21 protein-coding genes are annotated in these 18,234 nt (G+C 69.8%); 13 read left to right on the top strand and 8 right to left on the bottom strand.

All coding sequences use genetic code 11. The features are described from left to right. Window positions 1-183 precede the first annotated feature (183 nt). The 10 genes from G537_RS0113230 to G537_RS0113185 all read left to right on the top strand — a co-directional run bounded on the left by G537_RS0113230 (window position 184) and on the right by G537_RS0113185 (window position 8,121). The gene (locus G537_RS0113230; RefSeq protein ID WP_026870529.1) at window positions 184-1,167 is read left to right on the top strand and encodes an aliphatic sulfonate ABC transporter substrate-binding protein; all 984 of its coding nucleotides are present in this window, start codon (window positions 184-186) and stop codon (window positions 1,165-1,167) included. Then, window positions 1,164-1,979 (top strand): ABC transporter permease, encoded by an 816-nt coding sequence (locus G537_RS0113225; protein ID WP_026870528.1) that lies wholly within the window; start codon window positions 1,164-1,166, stop codon window positions 1,977-1,979. Before G537_RS0113230 ends, G537_RS0113225 begins: the two co-directional genes overlap by 4 nt. Continuing rightward, window positions 1,976-2,776 carry an ABC transporter ATP-binding protein gene (locus G537_RS37785; RefSeq protein WP_064742125.1) on the top strand — a complete coding sequence of 267 codons (801 nt, stop codon included), beginning with the start codon at window positions 1,976-1,978 and terminating at the stop codon, window positions 2,774-2,776. Before G537_RS0113225 ends, G537_RS37785 begins: the two co-directional genes overlap by 4 nt. Window positions 2,777-2,785: 9 nt before the next feature. Continuing rightward, complete coding sequence (locus G537_RS0113215; RefSeq protein WP_026870527.1) at window positions 2,786-3,295, top strand: OsmC family protein; 510 nt, start codon at window positions 2,786-2,788, stop codon at window positions 3,293-3,295. A gap of 215 nt (window positions 3,296-3,510) precedes the next feature. Then, a complete protein-coding gene (locus G537_RS0113210) occupies window positions 3,511-5,109 on the top strand; it encodes a flavin monoamine oxidase family protein (protein WP_026870526.1) in 1,599 nt (532 codons plus the stop codon). Window positions 5,110-5,135: 26 nt separating this feature from the next. After that, window positions 5,136-5,531: a c-type cytochrome gene (locus tag G537_RS0113205; RefSeq protein ID WP_026870525.1), complete on the top strand. Its 396-nt coding sequence runs from the start codon at window positions 5,136-5,138 to the stop codon at window positions 5,529-5,531. A gap of 23 nt (window positions 5,532-5,554) precedes the next feature. Next, window positions 5,555-6,055, top strand: a complete 501-nt coding sequence (locus tag G537_RS0113200) for a RidA family protein (RefSeq protein ID WP_245579015.1) — start codon at window positions 5,555-5,557, stop codon at window positions 6,053-6,055. Between the two features lie 89 nt (window positions 6,056-6,144). Continuing rightward, window positions 6,145-7,263, top strand: coding sequence for a catalase family peroxidase (locus G537_RS0113195; protein ID WP_034851583.1), 1,119 nt, complete (start codon window positions 6,145-6,147; stop codon window positions 7,261-7,263). Further along, window positions 7,260-7,760 carry a cytochrome b gene (locus G537_RS0113190; protein ID WP_026870522.1) on the top strand — a complete coding sequence of 167 codons (501 nt, stop codon included), beginning with the start codon at window positions 7,260-7,262 and terminating at the stop codon, window positions 7,758-7,760. Before G537_RS0113195 ends, G537_RS0113190 begins: the two co-directional genes overlap by 4 nt. A gap of 61 nt (window positions 7,761-7,821) precedes the next feature. Then, the gene (locus tag G537_RS0113185) at window positions 7,822-8,121 is read left to right on the top strand and encodes a putative quinol monooxygenase (RefSeq protein ID WP_026870521.1); all 300 of its coding nucleotides are present in this window, start codon (window positions 7,822-7,824) and stop codon (window positions 8,119-8,121) included. A gap of 17 nt (window positions 8,122-8,138) precedes the next feature. On the opposite strand, the gene cysW is transcribed toward G537_RS0113185, so the two are convergent. The 5 genes from cysW to G537_RS37775 form a co-directional block, all read right to left on the bottom strand. After that, on the bottom strand, window positions 8,139-9,038 hold the full coding sequence (cysW, locus tag G537_RS37780; RefSeq protein ID WP_081688781.1) for a sulfate ABC transporter permease subunit CysW: 900 nt from the start codon (window positions 9,036-9,038) through the stop codon (window positions 8,139-8,141). After that, window positions 9,022-9,876: a sulfate ABC transporter permease subunit CysT gene (cysT, locus tag G537_RS0113175; protein WP_051248375.1), complete on the bottom strand. Its 855-nt coding sequence runs from the start codon at window positions 9,874-9,876 to the stop codon at window positions 9,022-9,024. The genes cysW and cysT overlap by 17 nt, the downstream gene beginning before the upstream one ends. Before the next feature lie 2 nt (window positions 9,877-9,878). After that, entirely contained in the window at window positions 9,879-10,880 is a 1,002-nt protein-coding gene (locus tag G537_RS0113170) for a sulfate ABC transporter substrate-binding protein (protein WP_026870519.1), read from the bottom strand. Window positions 10,881-10,902: 22 nt separating this feature from the next. Beyond that, a complete protein-coding gene (locus G537_RS0113165) occupies window positions 10,903-11,964 on the bottom strand; it encodes a sulfate/molybdate ABC transporter ATP-binding protein (RefSeq protein ID WP_026870518.1) in 1,062 nt (353 codons plus the stop codon). A gap of 215 nt (window positions 11,965-12,179) precedes the next feature. Beyond that, window positions 12,180-12,377 (bottom strand): DUF3553 domain-containing protein, encoded by a 198-nt coding sequence (locus G537_RS37775; RefSeq protein ID WP_245579014.1) that lies wholly within the window; start codon window positions 12,375-12,377, stop codon window positions 12,180-12,182. Between the two features lie 89 nt (window positions 12,378-12,466). Here G537_RS37775 and G537_RS0113155 point away from each other — a divergent pair, with 89 nt between their 5' ends. The 3 genes from G537_RS0113155 to G537_RS0113145 all read left to right on the top strand — a co-directional run bounded on the left by G537_RS0113155 (window position 12,467) and on the right by G537_RS0113145 (window position 15,522). After that, window positions 12,467-13,612, top strand: a complete 1,146-nt coding sequence (locus G537_RS0113155; RefSeq protein ID WP_026870517.1) for a trans-sulfuration enzyme family protein — start codon at window positions 12,467-12,469, stop codon at window positions 13,610-13,612. Window positions 13,613-13,784: 172 nt separating this feature from the next. After that, window positions 13,785-14,879: an ABC transporter ATP-binding protein gene (locus G537_RS0113150; RefSeq protein WP_026870516.1), complete on the top strand. Its 1,095-nt coding sequence runs from the start codon at window positions 13,785-13,787 to the stop codon at window positions 14,877-14,879. A 79-nt stretch (window positions 14,880-14,958) separates the two neighbouring features. After that, window positions 14,959-15,522, top strand: coding sequence for a GNAT family N-acetyltransferase (locus G537_RS0113145; protein WP_026870515.1), 564 nt, complete (start codon window positions 14,959-14,961; stop codon window positions 15,520-15,522). On the opposite strand, the gene G537_RS0113140 is transcribed toward G537_RS0113145, so the two are convergent. From G537_RS0113140 to G537_RS0113130, 3 genes are all read right to left on the bottom strand, one after another. Next, a complete protein-coding gene (locus tag G537_RS0113140) occupies window positions 15,514-16,794 on the bottom strand; it encodes a sensor histidine kinase (RefSeq protein WP_026870514.1) in 1,281 nt (426 codons plus the stop codon). The genes G537_RS0113145 and G537_RS0113140 overlap by 9 nt on opposite strands. Then, window positions 16,791-17,348, bottom strand: a complete 558-nt coding sequence (locus G537_RS42050) for a putative pterin-binding protein (protein ID WP_155888603.1) — start codon at window positions 17,346-17,348, stop codon at window positions 16,791-16,793. Before G537_RS42050 ends, G537_RS0113140 begins: the two co-directional genes overlap by 4 nt. A gap of 88 nt (window positions 17,349-17,436) precedes the next feature. Further along, window positions 17,437-18,081: a response regulator transcription factor gene (locus G537_RS0113130; protein WP_026870513.1), complete on the bottom strand. Its 645-nt coding sequence runs from the start codon at window positions 18,079-18,081 to the stop codon at window positions 17,437-17,439. Window positions 18,082-18,234: the final 153 nt, after the last annotated feature.

The following is an 18,234-nucleotide window of genomic DNA, read 5'->3' as shown; positions in this document are numbered from 1 at the left end:
TTCGGTCAATTTGTTCCTAATTTGTTCATTATGCCGAAGCGATTGCCGGCTGTCGAGTGGCCTATTATAAACAACAAAAGTGAGTAAATTAAGTCATTTGACATATCCGATCCCTGAAATATCGTATTTAACTGACAATCAACGGGTCGGCGTCGTGGATCCTGCCGGCCGAAAGGACCGATCATGATCACCCTGTCGCGCCGCCTGCTGCTCGCGGGCTCGATCGCCGCCGCGGTCTCTCTGCCGGCGCCCGGCCGGGCCGCCGAGCCGGTCTCCGGCATCACCCTCGACTGGGCCTATTACAACCCGGTCAGCCTGGTGCTGAAGGAGAAGGGCTGGCTGGAGGAGGCGCTGACGCCGCAGGGCGTGTCGGTGACCTGGGTGCAGAGCGCCGGCAGCAACAAGGCGATCGAGTTCCTGAACTCCGGCAGCGTCCAGTTCGGCTCCACCGCCGGGGCTGCGGCTCTCCTTGCGCGGATCAACGGCAGCCCGATCAAGGCCGTCTATTCCTACTCCCGGCCGGAGTGGACGGCGCTGGTGACCAACGGCGACAGCCCGATCCAGTCGGTCGAGGAGCTGAAGGGCAAGCGCGTCGCCGTCACCCGCGGCACCGATCCCTACATCTTCCTGCTGCGCGCCCTGGCCGATCACGGCCTGACCGAGCAGGACATCGAGGTGGTGCTGCTGCAGCATGCGGACGGCCGTAACGCCCTGATCGGCCGCCAGGTCGACGCCTGGGCCGGGCTGGACCCGATGATGGCGCAGGCGGAGCTGGAGCAGGGCGCGCGGCTGTTCTGCCGCAAGCCCGAGCTGAACACCTATGGCGTGCTGAACGTCAACGAACAGTTCGCGGCCGACCACCCGGAGATCGTTGAGACCGTGATCCGCGCCTATGAACGGGCTCGGCGCTACGCGCTCGAGCATCCGGAGGATCTGCGCGCCGCCCTGGTCCAGGCGGCCGGCCTGACCGAGGCGGTGGCGGCGAAGCAGCTGGAGCGCACCGACCTGTCCGGCCCGGCGATCGACGCGCCGAAGCGCGACACCATCCTGAATGCCGGGCTGGCGCTGCAGCTGGCAGGCGCGATCGACGCCGGGGTTGACGTCGCGGCCACCGTCGACGCGCTGCTCGATGCCCGCTTCAAGACCGCGCTCGCCGCCCAGCCATGACCAGCGCCGCCGAAGCCGCCGTCCGGGAACCGCGCGCTGCCAACGCGCTCGGCACCGTCGCGGTCGGGCTGATCTTGCCGGTCGGGCTGGCCCTGGGCTGGGAGGTGCTGGCGGCGCTGGGGCTGGTCTCGACCCGCCTGCTGCCGCCGCCCTCGCAGATCCTGCGCACGCTCGGCGACCTGACGGCGCGCGGCGTGCTGCTCGATCATGTGCTGGCGACGCTGTGGCGGGTGTGGTGGGGCTTCCTGCTGGGCGCCGCCGCCGGCACGGTGTTCGGCGCCGCGACCGGCGTCTGGCCGCTGGCCTGCCGCCTGCTGGACCCGACCATCCAGGCGCTGCGCAGCATCCCGTCGATCGCCTGGACGCCGCTGTTCATCCTGTGGTTCGGCATCTTCGAGACGCCGAAGGTGCTGCTGATCGCGGTCGGCGTGTTCTTCCCGGTCTACCTGACGCTGGCCGGCGCCATCGCCTCGGTCGACCGCAAGCTGGTCGAGGTCGGGCGGATCTACCGCTTCGGCACCTGGGACCTGGTTCGCCGCATCCTGCTGCCGGCGGCGCTGCCGACCTACATCACGGGCCTGCGCGGCGGGCTCGGTCTCGGCTGGATGTTCGTGGTGGCGGCGGAGTTCATGGGCGCCAGCAAGGGGCTGGGCTATCTGCTGGTCGACGGGCAGATGACAGGCCGCCCGGCCACCATCCTGGCCGCGATCCTGCTCTTCGCCGTGCTCGGCAAGCTCAGCGACCTGGCCCTGGCCTCGCTCGGCGCCCGGCTGGTGCGCTGGCAGGACGGCTTCAGGCCGGAGGGGGCATGACCATGCTGTCGCTGAAGGGCATTGCCAAGCGCTACCCGAACGGGCTCGACGCCCTGTCCGGCATCGACCTGGAGGTGGAGGCCGGTGCCGTCGTCGCCGTGGTCGGCGCCAGCGGCTGCGGCAAGAGCACGCTCTTGCGCCTGATCGCCGGGCTGGAGCGGGCGACGGCCGGCACGCTCTCGGTCGCCGGCCATCTGGTGGACGGGCCGGGCGAGGATGTCGGCGTGGTGTTCCAGGAGCCGCGGCTGATGCCCTGGCTGACGGTCGAGGCCAATGTCCGCTTCGGCCTCGGCCGGCTGCCGCGGGCCGAGGCGGCGCGGCTGGCGGCCGAGGCGATCGCCCGGGTCGGCCTCACCGGCTTCGCCCGGGCCTGGCCGCGCCAGCTCTCCGGCGGCATGGCCCAGCGCGTGGCCATCGCCCGGGCTTTGGTCGCCAGGCCCAAGGTGCTGTTGCTGGACGAGCCGTTCAGCGCGCTCGACACCTTCACCCGGCGCGACCTGCACCGGCATCTGCTGGAGATCCGCGACTGGCTCGAGCCCACCCTGATGCTGGTGACGCACGACATCGACGAGGCGCTGGCGCTGGCCGACCGCGTGGTGGTGCTGGCCGGCCGCCCGGGCCGGATCGCCGCCGATATCGCCGTGCCGGTGCCGCGGGCGGAGCGGGATGGGGCACCGGAGCTGCTGCGGCTGCGCGAGGCCGTGCTATCCTCGCTGGCGCCGCCGCGCGACGCGGCGGTCGGCCGCGATGCGGGCGCCGCAGGGGCCCGGGCTTCGGCCGTGCCCGTCACGATCTGAGAGACGACGATGGATGCCGAGATGCTGCGCGCCCTGCAGGCGCCGCTGAAGGACAAGTATCGCGAGGCGCCGGACGCGGCCCTGATCACCCTGCGCGCCAAGGGGCGGCTGGGCGAGGAGGGCGTGACCTGCAAGGTCGAGACCGGCCGCGCCCTGGCCGAGGCCGGGCTGCACCCTGCGACCGGCGGCGACGGCCTGTCGCTGTGCTCCGGCGACATGCTGCTGGAGGCGCTAGTCGCCTGCGCCGGGGTGACGCTGAAGGCGGTGGCGACGGCGCTTGCTCTGCCGATCACCGGCGGCACCGTCTCGGCCGAGGGCGATCTCGACTTTCGCGGCACGCTCGGCGTGGCCAAGGACGCCCCGGTCGGCTTCCGCGCCATCCGCCTGCGCTTCACGGTCGAGGGCGACCTGACCGAGGAGCAACGCGCCACCCTCTTGAAGCTGACCGAGCGCTACTGCGTCGTCTACCAGACGCTGCGCCGGCCGGCGGAGTTCTCGGTCGATCTGGCAAATGCTTGAATCGTTATCGATTTGGCGAAAATTCGTGCCGAATCCTTGAATTGATTGCTGCCTAATATTTGCCTGACCCGGTGCCTTTTGCTTCGGCACCGGGCGGCAGCCTGATCGGCCCCGCGGTGCCGGGAGACGCGGCTTTCCCGTTCTGGCATCGTTCTTGCTGCTGTCGCCATCCGCGGCCGGATCGCTCCGCCGCGACTGTCGAAGGGGCACGATCGATGCAAGAGGAACAGGGGGACGGCGTCACCCGCCGCGGCCTGCTGTCGCTGATCGGGATGGCGGCGGGCAGCGCCGCCATGTACCAGGCGATGACCAGCCTCGGCCTGGCGGCGGAGTCCGGCTACAACGGGCCGGTCGATCTCAGCGGCGATCCCAGGGGCGCTTCGGTGCTGGTGCTCGGCGCCGGCCTCGCCGGGCTGACCGCGGCGCTGGAGCTGCGCCAGGCCGGCTACAAGGTCCAGCTGCTGGAGTTCAACGACCGGCCGGGCGGGCGGAACTGGACCCTGCGCGGCGGCGACCGATACGCCGAGCTGGGCGGCGCCGCCCAGACCTGCGAGTTCGACGAGGGGCTGTACCTCAACCCTGGCCCCTGGCGCCTCCCGTACCACCATCACGGCGTGCTGGCCTATTGCCGGCGCCTGGGCGTGGCGCTGGAGCCGTTCCAGCAGCTCAACCACAACGCCTTCCTGCACAACAGCAAGGCCTTCGGCGGCAAGCCGCAGCGCGTGCGCGACATCAAGACGGATTTCCAGGGCCACGTCTCCGAGCTGCTGGCCAAGGCGACGCAGCAGGGCAGGCTGGACGAGGCGGTGTCGAAGGAGGATCGCGAGATCCTGCTGCAGGCGCTGAAATCCTGGGGCGCCCTCGACAAGGACTACGCCTACAAGGCCGGCGAGATCTCGGCCGAGTTCCGAGGCTACGCCAAGGACGCCGGCGGCGGGCTGGGGGCCGAGCCGGTGCCCGGCGAGCCGATCGGCCTGTCCGACATCCTCAGCTCGCGGCTGTGGCGCAGCCTGCAGAGCTTCGCCCTCTACGAGTTCCAGACCACCATGTTCCAGCCGGTCGGCGGCATGGACATGATCGGCAAGGCCTTCGCCGGGCAGCTCGGCGATCTGATCCGCTACAACTCGAAGGTGACCCGCATCCAGCAGGGCGAGGGCGGGGTGACCGTGACCTATGAGGACACCAAGAGCCGAGGCAGCGCGCTGCAGGCCAAGGCCGACTGGTGCGTCTGCACCATCCCGCTGACGGTCCTCAGCCAGATCCCGATCGATGTCGGCCCGAGGATGCAGGCGGCGATCGAGGCCGTGCCCTACGCCTCCTCGGTCAAGGTCGGGCTGCAGTTCAAGCGCCGCTTTTGGGAGGAGGACGAGGCGATCTACGGCGGCATCAGCTACACCGACCTGCCGATCCGCCAGATCTCCTACCCCAGCACCGGCTACAACCTCGGCGGCAAGGGCGTGCTGCTCGGCGCCTATAGCTGGAACGGCCCGAACTCCTACGAGTTCACGGCCATGGACCCGGCCGAGCGGGTGCGCCGCGCGGTCGAATACGGCAAGCAGATCCACCCGCAGTACGAGACGGAGTTCGAGACCGGGATCTCCGTGGCATGGCATCGCGTGCCCTTCAGCCTGGGCTGCGCCGGCGACTGGACCGACGAGGCTCGGGCGCAGCACTACAACAACCTGTGCCAGATCGACGGCCGCATCGTGCTGGCCGGCGAGCACGCCTCCTACATCCCGGCCTGGCAGGAGGGGGCGATCCTCTCGGCGCTGGACGCGATCGAGCGGCTGCACCGCCGGGTGATCGCCGCATGACCGCCCTGTCGATGAGGAGCCCCGCCATGATCCTCCGTCCCGTGGCCGCGATCCTGTTCGCCCTGCTGCCGGCCGCGGCCGGCGCCCAGGACGCGCCGTCGCCGATGCTCAGCCCGGCCTCGAGCTTCGCCGAGACCGACGGCGCCGCGCTGTTCGCCAATGTCTGCCAGGCCTGCCACATGCCGGCGGGGCAGGGGGCGGCCGGCGCCGGCCATTACCCGGCCCTGGCCAAGAATGCGAATCTCGAGACCGGGGCCTATCCGGTCTATGTCGTCGTCCACGGCCTGAAGGGCATGCCGCCGGTCGGGAAGATGATGACCGACGACCAGGTGGCCGCCGTGGTGAACTACCTGCGCACCCATTTCGGCAATTCCTACGCCGATCCGGTGACGGCGAAAGACGTCGCCGACGCCCGCAACTGATTGACCTCGAGGGGGAGAGACCCGTGAACAGGACGACGATGACCACCGCCATCGGCCTGGCGGCGCTGCTGACGACCGGCCCGGCCGCGGCGCAGGACGTGATCCGCCACAAGATCCCGAACTCCGACTTCCCGATCGCGCGGGCGGTGGAGATCCCGGCCGGCAAGACCACGGTCTATGTCAGCGGCGCGGTGCCGCCGGTCGCCGATCCGAACGCGGCCAAGAACACGGTCGCCGCCTATGGCGACACCAAGACGCAGACCGTCGCGGTGCTGACGTCGATCGAGAAGACCTTGAAGGATCTCGGCCTCGGCCTGGGCGACGTGGTGAAGATGCAGGTGTTCCTGGTCGGCGACCCTGGCAAGGACGGGAAGATGGACTTCGCCGGCTTCATGGAAGGCTACCGCCAGTTCTACGGCACGGCGGAGCAGCCGAACCTGCCGGCGCGCTCGGCCATGCAGGTCGCCGCCCTGGTCAATCCCGGCTACCTGGTCGAGATCGAGGTAACCGCCGTGCGGCCATAGGCGAACGGAAGGGCGGGGCTCGCGACAGCGCCCCCGCCGGTCCGCATCGGTCCGGTGGCATTCCCCGAATCCCAACGGCCGAGGAGCGGATGGTGTCCGGCAATCCTGAATCGTCGACGGGGCAGGCGCCGCCGCCCCTGGGCCCCGTCGCGGCGCTGGTCCGGCTCGGCGCAATCGGCGCCGTGCTGCTGGTCGCCGCAGGCGGTTTCGCCTATGCCGGCGGCTGGCTGTCGCCCGGCCGCCTGACCCAGGACCGGGTGATCGACGCGTTCGAACGACAGAACGGAGCCCATCCGGGATTCCGGCGCAATCATTCCAAGGGCGTCTGCATCGCCGGGTCCTTCGACAGCAACGGGCAGGGCGCCCAACTGTCCAAGGCCGTGGTGTTCGCGCCCGGCCGCGTCCCGGTGACCGGGCGCTTCGCCCTTGCCGGCGGCATGCCCTACGCCGTCGACAGCGCCGCCTCGGTGCTCAGCATGGCCCTGCGCTTCGCGCTGCCGGACGGCGAGGAGTGGCGGACCGGGATGAACGACATCCCGGTCTTCCCGGTCGACACGCCGCGGGGCTTCTACGACCTGCTGGTGGCCTCGACGCCCGATCCGGCCACCCATCAGCCCGACCCGGCGAAGATGCAGGCGTTTTTCGCCGCCCATCCCGAGACGCCGCCGGCCCTGGCCCTGATCAAGGCCAAGCCGCCTGTCTCCGACTTCGCCGGCGCCACCTACAACAGCCTCAACGCCTTCCGCTTCGTCGACGCCGCCGGCGCCTCCACCCCGGTGCGCTGGGCCATGGTGCCGGACCAGTCCCCGGCCGCCCCGGATCCCGGCCAGGCGGCCCCGACCGACAAGAACTACCTGTTCGACACCCTGGCCGCCCAGGTCGGCAAGGGGCCGCTGAGCTGGCGGCTGGTGATCACCGTCGGGCAGCCGGGGGACCCGACCGCCGACGCCACGATTGCCTGGCCCGCGGACCGGCGGCAGGTCGAGGTCGGCACCTTGACGATCGACCGCGTCGAGGCCGAGGCGGCAGGCAATTGCCGGGACATCAACTTCGACCCGCTGGTGTTGCCGTCGGGCATCGAGCCGTCCGACGATCCGCTGCTCAGCGCCCGGTCGGCGGCCTATGCCGAATCCTTCCGGCGCCGTGCCGGCGAGCCGAAATCGCCCAGCGCCGTCCAGGTCGATGCCGGGCAGGAGTCGGGATCATGACCGACGGGCCGCGCTTCACCGTCGTATCGCGGATCCTGCACTGGGGGATGGCGGTGCTGATCCTGGCGATGCTGTTCATCGGCATCGGCATGGTGGCCACCGTGTCCGAGCGCTACGAGCTGCTGGTGGTGGTGGTCCGCATCGCCAACCGGCTGTTCAACCCGCCGCCGCCGCTGCCGCGCCACTTGCCGGCCTGGCAGAAGCTGGCGGCGAAGGCGAGCCATTTCGTGCTGTACGCCCTGATGCTGACGATGCCGCTGGTCGGATGGGGGATGCTGTCGGCGGCAGGCTACCCGATCGTGCTGTACGGGCCGCTGCACCTGCCGCCGATCCTGCCGCACGACGCGGCGCTCTATGCCGCGCTGCGGTCGGCGCACACGCTGCTCGCCTATCTGCTGTTCGCGACCATCCTCGCCCATCTCGGCGCGGCGCTGATGCATGCGCTGATCCATCGCGACGGCGTCTTCGCCAGCATGGCGTCGTGGAAAAGACCGTAGCGAAAGCTGGCGGTCCGGCGGATCAGGGCGATAAGATCGGACAAAACGACGGAGTCTCGACGTGATCCATGTCATCGCCCTGATCACCGCCAAGCCGGGGAAGCGCGCCGCCTTGCTGGAGGAGTTCCGGAAGATCGTCCCGGAGGTCCATGCCGAGCAGGGCTGCATCGAATATGGGCCCGCGGTGGACGCCGAGGGCAGCCCCGACCGCTTCGGCGACGACACCTTCGTCGTGGTCGAGAAGTGGGAGAGCCCGGAGGCGCTGAAGGCGCATTCGGTCGCCCCGCATATGAAGGCCTATGGCGAGCGCACCAGGGACCTGGTCGCCGGCCGGGCCATCCACGTCCTGACGCCGGCCTGAAGGCGACCGGCCGGGGCTCAGTGTCCCGGCCGTCCCGTCCTGCGGCTGTGGCGCTCCACCAGCGCCTTGGCCGCCAGCGTCACCAGGGCCAGCAGGGTCAGGGTCGAGGCGGCGGCGAAGGCGCCGACGGCGTTGTAGTCGTTGTAGAGCAGCTCGATCTGCAGCGGCAGCGTGTTGGTCTGGCCGCGGATGTGGCCGGAGACGACCGAGACGGCGCCGAACTCGCCCATCACCCGGGCGTTGCACAGCACCACGCCGTACAGCAGCGCCCATTTGATGTTCGGCAGGGTGACGCGGAAGAAGGTCTGCCAGCCATTGGCGCCCAGCGTCGCCGCCGCCTCCTCCTCCTCGCGCCCCTGCGCCTGCATCAGCGGGATCAGCTCGCGTGCCACATAGGGCGAGGTGACGAACAGGCTGACCAGCACGATCGCCGCGGGGGTGAACATGATGCGGATGTCGTGCTCCTGCAGCCAGGGGCCGAACAGGCCGTTGGCGCCGTAGAGGAACAGGTACACGACGCCGGCCACGATCGGCGACACCGAGAACGGGATCTCGACCAGCGTGGTCAGCAGGCGCCGGCCGCGGAACTGGAACTTGGCGATGGCCCAGGCGGCCATGATGCCGAACACGGTGTTGACCGGCACCACGATCAGCGCCGTGGTCACGGTCAGGCCGATGGCGTGCAGCGTCTCGCGCTCGCCGATGTTGCGGGCGAAGACGGCGATGCCGGCAGAGAAGGCCTGGGCGAAGATCACCACGATCGGCGCCACCAGCACCAACGCGGCAGCCAGCAAGGCGAGGCCGATCAGGATGCGGCGGGTCCAACGTCCCTCGCCGATGCGCGGCGACCGCAGCGGGCGGGCTCCGGCCGGGGCGGCCTGCGCGGCCGGCGGCGCGCTGTCAACGGCGATCGACATGGCGCAGGAACCGGGCTTGCAGCAGGTTGGTGGCGAGCAGCAGGACGAAGGCGGCGGCCAGGATGGTCATCGCCAGCGCCGCGGCGGCGGCGTAGTCGTATTCCTCCAGCCGGATGAAGACCAGCAGTGCCGTGATCTCTGTCTGCATCGGCCGGTTGCCGGCGATGAAGATGACGGCGCCGAACTCGCCGAGGGAGCGGGCGAAGGCCAAGCTGCAGCCGGCCAGGAAGGCGGGCAGGATCGCCGGCCAGACCACATGGCGCAGCGTCGACCAGTCGCCGGCGCCCAGCGTGCGCGCCGCCTCCTCGACGCCCTCGTCGAGATCCTCCAGCACCGGTTGCACGCTGCGCACCACGAAGGGCAGGCTGGTGAAGGCCATGGCCACAGCGATGCCGATCGGGGTGTAGGCGACGGGGATGCCGATCGCGGCCAGCGGTGCGCCGAACCAGCCGTTCCTGGCGAACAGCGCGGTCAAGGCGATGCCGGCCACCGCGGTCGGCAGGGCGAAGGGCAGGTCGACCATGGCGTCCAGCAGCCGCCGTCCGGGGAAGCGGTAGCGCACCAGCACCCAGGCCAGCAGCAGCCCGACGACCCCGTTGAACAGCGTCGCCGCCAGCGCCATGCCGAGCGTCACCTCATAGCTGGCGAGGGCGCGGGGCGAGGTGACGATGGCCAGGAACTGGGCCGGCGACAGGCTGGCCGCCTTCAGCGCCAGGGCGCCGAGCGGCAGCAGCACGATCAGCACCAGGTAGACCAGCGTGCAGCCCAGCGTCAGCCGGAATCCCGGCAGCACCCGGCGCCGGGCCGGGCGGGGGGCGGCGAGGGCGGCGGCGGTCATGCTCACCGGTTCACGAACACGGTGTCGAGGATGCCGCCCGACGCGAAATGCTCGGCATTGACCTTGTCCCAGCCGCCGAACACCTCGTCGACCGTGGCCAGCGTCACCGCCGGGAACCGGTCGGCATGCTTGGCCGCGACATCGGCCGAGGTCGGGCGGTAGAAATGCTCGGCCAGGATCTCCTGCGCCGCCGGCTGGTACAGGAAGTCGAGATAGCCCTTGGCGACCTCCGCCGTGCCGCGGGCCTCGACGACCTTGTCGACCACCGCCACCGGGAAATCGGCCTTCAGGCTGGTCGGCGGCACCACCACCTCGAAGCCCCGGTCGCCGTATTCCTTCTGGATGCCGCGGGTCTCGGCCTCGAAGGTGATCAGCACGTCGCCGGTCTCGCGCTCGACGAAGGTGGTGGTGGCGCCGCGGCCGCCGGTGTCGAACACCGGCACATGCGACAGCACGGTCTTGACGAAGTCCTGTGCCTTCTCCTGGTCGCCGCCATTGGCCTTCAGCGCCCAGGCATAGGCGGCGAGATAGGTGTAGCGGGCGTTGCCGGAGGTCTTCGGGTTGGGGAACACGACCTGCACGTCGTCGCGCGCCAGGTCGCCCCAGTCCTTGATCCCCTTCGGGTTGCCCTTGCGCACCAGGAAGGCGGGGAAGGAGTAGTAGGGCGAGGCGCCGTTCGGGAACGCCGACTGCCAGCCCGGCTTGACCGCTCCGCCCTTCTCCAGCGCCGTGATATCGGTCGCCTGGTTGAAGGTCACGACATCGGCCTGCAGCCCCTCCAGGATCGAGCGCGCCTGCTTCGAGGTGCCGGCATGCGACTGCTCGACCGTCACCTCCTGGCCGGACTTGTCCTTCCAGTAGGTCTGGAAGGCCGGGTTGATATCGGCATAGAGCTCGCGCCCGACATCGAAGGAGGCGTTGAGGATGGTGGTCTGGGCCTGCGCCGCGGCGGCGACGCCGAACAGGCCGGCCGCGACCGCCAGCGCCAGGAGGGAACGCTTCATCGGAAACTCCACGGAGAACTTGTCAGGCCGCGCGTGCCGGGAACAGGCCGAACTGGGCGGCGGCGACGCGCAGCGTCTCGCCCGGGGCGGGCAGGCGGGTGGCGAGCTGGCGCCGGTGCCACTCCAGGTCGATCGGGATGGCGCCGTGCTGGGTCACCGCCTCGACCCGCACCAGCGGTCCGATGACGTTGACGGCGCGGACAGCGACCGGAAAGGCGCCGGCGGCGCCATCGTGCGGCAGCAGGTCGTGCGGCCGGACGAAGATCTCGCCTTCGCCCTCGGGACCGGCATAGAAGGCCGGGCGCGGCAGCACCGCGCCCTCGACATCGACCCGGTCGGGGCCGATACGGCAGGGCAGGCGCACGGCCTGGCCCAGGAACTCGTAGACGAAGGGCGTCGCCGGCCGCTCATAGACCTCGGCCGGGCTGCCGATCTGCTCGATCCGGCCGTGGTCCATCACCACCACTTGGTCGGCCAGCTCCAGCGCCTCCTCCTGGTCGTGGGTGACGAAGACGGTGGTCAGCTTCAGCGTCTGGTGCAGCTCGCGCAGCCAGCGGCGCAGATCCTTGCGCACCCGGGCATCGAGCGCGCCGAAGGGTTCGTCCAGCAGCAGGATGCGCGGCTCGATCGCCAGCGCCCGCGCCAGGGCCACGCGCTGGCGCTGGCCGCCGGACAGCTGGTCCGGGTAGCGGTCGCCGAACTTCTCGAGCTGCACCAGGGCCAGCAGCTCCTTCGCCCGGGCGCGGATCGCCTCCGCCTCCGGCCGGGTCTGGCGCGGCCGGACCTTCAGGCCGAAGCCGATATTGTCCAGCACGCTCATGTGCCGGAACAGGGCGTAGTGCTGGAACACGAAGCCGACCTGGCGGTCGCGAACATCGACCGCCGACATGTCGGTGCCGCCGATCCTGAGCGTGCCGGCATCGGCATGGTCGAGCCCGGCGATGATGCGCAGCAGCGTCGTCTTGCCCGAGCCGGAGGGGCCGAGCAGGGCGCAGAGATGCCCCGCCTCGATGTCGAGGCCGATCCCCGACAGGGCGGTGAACTCCTGAAACCGCTTCTCGATCCCGCGAAGCTCGACGCGCATCGATTTTGCTCGTGATTAATGTAAATAATGGGCTTCCATCATAGCGAAGCGTAGAAACTGCGCCAGCGGAAAATCCGGAATTTCTCGGATAGGACTGTAGGATTGAACTGAAGAGTTTTGTCATTGCCAGGCTTGACCCGGCAATCCAGTGGGTTTCGACGCTCTCTGGCTGCCCGGGTCAAGCCCGGGCATGGCAGCGAGGCAGGGATAGCCCGCTATTCGTCCTCGGCCGGCTCCAGCCGGATGACCGAGCCGTCGATCAGCACCTTGCCGCGGTTCTCGAAATTCACCGTGATCCGGCTGCCGATCACCGACTGCACCTGGCCGGGGCCCCAGTCGGGCTGGTCGGGGTGCCGCACCCACATGCCGGGCGCCAATCCCAGATCAATCCCGAATCCATTCTCGATCATCATCGATGTGCTCCCGCGGCCTTCCGGCACGTTGCCATGGATTGCAGGGCCGCGTCAGGGGAGTTACACCCGGAAGGCACCTCGGAGTTCCCATGGTCGATCGGCCGCCCTGCCGCCCCGAAACCCTCGCCGCCCGCCTCGACGGCTATCTCTGCGGCGACACCGGTGCGATCGTGCCGCCGATCCACCCGTCCTCGACCTATGCCCGCGACGCCGCCTACGCCCAGGTCGGCGGCCGCGGCTACAGCCGCGACGACAACCCGACCTATCTCCAGGCCGAGGCGCTGCTGGCGCGGCTGGAGGGCGGAGCCGGGGCGATGCTGTTCGCCTCCGGCATGGCGGCGATCGCGGCCCTGTTCCAGGCGCTGGCGCCGGGCGACCATGTCGTGGTCTCCCGCGACATGTATTTCGGCACCGGCAAGCTGCTGCGGGAGGTGCTGATCCCCTGGGGCCTCGCCTGCGAGATGGTCGACACGACCGACCCCGACGCCCTGCGCGCCGCGGTCCGGCCAGGGAAGACGAAGCTGGTCTTCGTCGAGACCCCGGCAAACCCCACCTGGTCGGTGACCGACATCGCCGGCGCCGCGGCCATCGCCCATGCCGCCGGGGCGCTGCTGGCGGTCGACAACACCGCGGCCTCGCCGGTTCTGTGCCGGCCGATCGCGCATGGCGCCGACCTCGTCGTCCACTCCGCCACCAAATACCTGAACGGCCATTCCGACGTGGTCGCCGGCGCGGTCGTGACCGCGGCCGACGGCCCGCTGTGGCAGCGCATCGGCCGCATCCGCTTCCTGGCCGGCCCGGTGCTGGGGCCGTTCGAGGCCTGGCTGCTGCTGCGCGGCATGCGCACGCTGTTCGTGCGGGTGCGCGCCGCCAGCGCCAACGCCCAGCGCATCGCCGAGCATTTCGACGGCCACCCCGCGGTGGCGCAGGTCTGCTACCCCGGCCTGCCCGGCTTTCCCGGCCACGCCGTCGCGGCGCGCCAGATGGAGGGTGGCTTCGGCGGCATGCTGTCGCTGCGCCTGGCCGGCGGCCGCGACGCCGCGCTGCGCGCCGTCTCCCGGGTCCGGATCTTCATCCGCGCCACCTCGCTGGGCGGGGTCGAGAGCCTGATCGAGCACCGCGCCACAATCGAGAAGGAGGACGGCACGGTTCCGGACGACCTGCTGCGCCTGTCGGTCGGCATCGAGGCGGCCGAGGACCTGATCGCGGATCTGGGGCACGCGCTGGTGGGGTAGGGCTGCGGCAAGCCGAAGCTTGACCCGAACGTTTCTTCCTTCTGTCATGCCCGGGCTTGACCCGGGCATCCAGAGAGCGTCAACACCTTCTGGATTGCCGGGTCAAGCCCGGCAATGAGAGCTGGAGAGCTGTCATCGAGCCGGTCAAAACCGAACGAAGAACAGGGACGGCATGACGGACAGGGAAGCGGAGGCCTTCGTCGAATTCGTCGACGTGGCCAAGACCTATGACGGCGAGACGTTGGTGGTGCGGGGGCTCGACCTCGCCATCCGCAGGGGCGAGTTCCTGACCCTGCTCGGCCCTTCCGGCTCGGGCAAGACCACGACGCTGATGATGCTGGCCGGCTTCGAGACGCCAACCCGTGGCCGCATCCTGCTGGAAGGCAAGGCGATAGATGCGCTGCCGCCCTGGCGCCGCGACATCGGCATGGTGTTCCAGAACTACGCCCTGTTCCCGCACATGACCGTGCGCGAGAACGTGGCCTTTCCCTTGACCGTGCGCGGGATCAGGGGGGCGGAGGCCGAGGGGCGGGTCGAGCGCGCGCTCGACATGGTCAAGCTGGGCGGCTTCGGCGGCCGCCGGCCGGCGCAGCTCTCCGGAGGTCAGCAGCAGCGCGTGGCGCTGGCCCGGGCGCTGGTGTTCGAACCACGCCTGGTGCTGATGGACGAGCCACTCGGCGCGCTCGACAAGCAGTTGCGCGAGCACATGCAGCTCGAGATCAAGCATCTGCACCGCTCGCTCGGCGTCACCGTGGTCTATGTCACCCACGACCAGGGCGAGGCGCTGACCATGTCCGACCGCATCGCCGTGTTCCACGAAGGCGCCATCGACCAGCTGGCCGCGCCGGACGACCTGTACGACCGGCCGGAGACCGCCTTCGTCGCCCAGTTCATCGGCGAGAACAACCGCCTGGCGGGCACGGTCGAAGCGCTGGCGGAAGGGCGGTGCACGGTCACGGTCGACGGCGGCGGCACCGTGCTGGCGACGCCGGTCGGCCGGGCCGGGCAGGGCGTCCGCGCCACCCTGTCGATCCGGCCGGAGCGGGTGCGCCTGTCGCCGGGCGACGAAGCCGGGCCGAACCGCTTCCCGGCCCGGATCGAGGAGCTGATCTTCCACGGCGACCACACCCGGGCCCGGCTGTCGCTGCTCGGCCGCGACGACTTCGTGCTCAAGCTGCCGAACGCCGACGGCCGCCCGGCCGTGGCGCAGGGCGAGGCGGTGACCGTCGGCTGGTCCGCCGCCGACTGCCGGGCGCTGACCGCGTGACTTGCTCGAAATTATTGGGTGTCCGGCCGTTCCGGTTGTAGGACGGATCATTCCCGCCGAATCATCCAGGGACGCCGCGATGCCGGACCCGATCGTGCCGGTCGAGACCGAGAGGCTGCTTCTCCGCCGCTTCACGCCGGAGGATTTCGAGGCCTTCCACGGCTATCACCGCCTGCCGGAGGTCGCCCGGTACCTGTACCGGAATCCCCGCACCCCGGAGCAGTCGCGGGCGGCGCTGGAGCGGATCGGCACGCTGAAGTTCGAAGGCGAGGGCGACGAGCTGGTTCTGGCGGTCGAGGCCCGCGACGGCGGCGCCCTGCTCGGCGAGGTGCTGCTGAAATGGGTCAGCCGCGAGGCCCGGCAGGCGGAGATCGGCTACATCTTCGCGCCGGAGGCCGGCGGGCGCGGCTACGCCACCGAGGCGGCGCGGGCGATGCTCGCCCTCGGCTTCGGCCGGTTCGGCTTCCACCGCATCTTCGCCCGCTGCGACGCGCTGAACGCCGGGTCGATCAACGTGCTGCGGCGGCTCGGCATGCGGCAGGAGGCGCATCTGATCCAGAACGACCGCTTCAACGGCGTCTGGGGCGACGAGCTGATCTTCGCCATGCTGCAGGAGGAATGGGCCCGGCGGGTCTCAGGCTGACGCCCGCCCGGTCCCCGTTGCCTTCCGGCGGAGCGGGTAGAGGATCCGCACCGAGGTCCCGCGGCCTTCCGCGGAGTCGATCCGGAAGCGGCCGCCCAGCGCCTTCACCATCTCGGCGCAGCCGGTCAGCCCGAGCCCGACATGGCTGCCGGCCCGCATCGAGAAGAACGGCTCCGCCGCCTTGGCGCGCACGGCGGGCGCCATGCCGACGCCGTTGTCGATGACCTCGAGCACCAGCCGACGCCCGAACGGGAAGCGCCGCGTCAGCCGGGCGCGGAGGACGACCTGCGGGTCCGGCTTCCCGGCGGCGGCGACCGCCTGCTCGGCATTGCGGATCAGCTCGTCCAGGATCAGGTGGAACTGCGGCGACGCCACCAGCGCCGCCCGGGCCTCCTCCGGGACGTCGAACCGGATCCGACCGTCATGGTCCTGCGACAGCGCGTCCAGGATGCTCTGCAGCGCCACGTTCCGCGACGGCTTCGCCGAATAGGCGATCTTCAGCAGCCCGTCATTGATGGTGTCGAGTTCCTTCGCCGCCCGCGTGGCCGCGGCGACCATCTCCGGATCGGGTGCTTCCCCGTCGCGCAGGCTGCTGATGAACAGCGACAGCGCCGCGACCCGCGATCGCGTCATATGCGCGAACAGCGACGCGAAGGATCGGATCTGCTGATCCTTCCGCCGGACCATCAGCGACTGCTGGTGGATGATCACGCCGACCACGATGACGGCCGCGAGCGCCAGCACGAAGATCGCGATGTTGCGCAGCGCATTCTCGGCGATCAGCGCGGTCTCGTTCAGCGTGCGGCTGTGGGAGCCCGTGGTGCCCGAGACCTGGAACATGTCCTGCTGGATGCCGGTCAGCAGCGACAGCGTCTCCTGGTCGTTCGCCGGGGAACCGAGATTCGGCAGGATCCGGGTCCGGATCGTCTGGATGCTGCGGTCGAGCCGGGCGAAGTCCTGCGGGTCGAGGAAATGGTCGATGTATTGCAGGTTGCGCAGCGCCACCATGTTGAACTGCAGCAGGCCGACCTCCTGCGCCAGCTGCGGCTCGCGCTCGCCCGTGGCCATCGACAGCCGCAGCAGCCCGACGATGTTGGCCAGCCTCTCGCGGATCTGCGAGCCCCGCCACTGCACCTCGTAGGACTGCATGAGGAGGATGTCGGTCTCCTCGCGGTAGTGCTCGGACCGCATGAACGACCAGGAGCCGAGCAGGATGGCGACGACCAGCCCGAGATAGGGCACGAGGTCCAGCCAGCGTCGCCAGCGCTTCATCGGCCGGGCCGGAGCGCCACCACGAACCAGACCCAGATCGCGTTGCGCCCGGCCGCATAGGATTTGGGCAGCTGGTCGAGCGGCCAGATGATCGAATAGGGCCCGGAATCCGCCAGCTCGAGCGGCCTGAACTCCTGACCGTCCGTGCACCGGCCGCTCTTGTGGTCCGCAGGCGAGCAGGCCTGCTCGATGGCGAGGATCGGCTGGTAGTCCCTGATCTCGTCCATCCGGAGGGTGGTGATGAAATCGTCATAGGCGAAGACGTCGATCGAGGCGGCGTCGTCCAGACCGCTTCGCGCCAGGACCTCCTTCAGGTCCGGGCCGCGGTAGCGGATCTTCTCGCCGCCTTCGCTCCACGGCGTGTCGGTCTCGATCTCCCGCTGCGGGAAATCGGCCTTGATCTGCTCCGGCGTGTAGGTCGCGATCGCATGGCCCGGCGAGCTCTCGATCCGGAGGATGTGCGGGTCCTCGTAGCCGACCGGGGCCGCGGCCGCGCCGCAGATGCTGGCCAGCATGGCGGCGGCGGTCATCGCCATGCGGAGGGGGCGGAGCATCAGTCCGGCCGATGCCGGGACGGCCGGGCGGCCTGGGCTGCCGATGGCCGGGCAGGGAGGGAAGGGCGGTCGGGCGGGACGGTCATCCTCAGGCGCCTTTCGGGAAAAGGCCGTTCTTCAGCAGCTTGGCGCGCGCCTGCTTGTAGTATTTTTCCACCGTATACGGGTCGATGCCGAACCGGTCGCCCATCTTTTCGTAGATCTCCTTGCGCTTGACCCCCTTCGGCCGGCTCCGCATGAAATCGATGATCTCCTGCTCCCGCGGCGTCAGGCCGGAATAGTAGAATTCCGGCGTCACGGCCTTGACGGCGGAGAGCGACAGCGAGAACCGCGTGTCCGAGATCTTGTCGATGATGCTGGCGAGCGTGTCCCGGTCGAGGCCGGTCTTGCCGACATAGGCGTTGGCCCCAAGCATCCGGCAGGCCTCGCCCTCCTCGACCGAGTCCGACCCGGTGACGACGATGTGCAGGGCGTTGGGCGAGGCGTCGATGACCGCCTTCACCACGGCGAGCCGGTGCTGCGGCGAGGTCGGGTCGAAGCCGGGCAGGCCCGGGTCGATGATCACCAGATCGAAAGTCTGCTCCCGCAACAGGCCGGCCGCAATCTCCCAGGTCGCGGCGCCCTGGACGATGCAGTTCCGCAGGGCGGCCTTCAGCTCGTTGATCAGGGCCAGGCGCATCAGATCCTGGTCCTCGATCACCAGCGCCCGTGAAGTCTGTTCACCAGCCGTCATGGCCAAATCTTCCACGATGGAAACGGCATGAATCCTAGACCGGCTGTCCACCGCGCGCTAGGCCAGGGTTTGGCTCGAATGCCATTGAATGCGCCACCGAAAAAGGGGTGGCCTCACCCCTTTCTTTGACTCCGGAATCGGTCCTGAAGTGTT

Origin of the sequence: Inquilinus limosus DSM 16000 (genome assembly GCF_000423185.1) — a bacterium.
In the GTDB taxonomy this organism is placed as follows: Bacteria; Pseudomonadota; Alphaproteobacteria; order DSM-16000; family Inquilinaceae; genus Inquilinus; species Inquilinus limosus.
The sequence above is the reverse complement of the archived record's forward strand: the minus strand, read 5'-3'. Positions and strand labels throughout refer to the sequence as shown.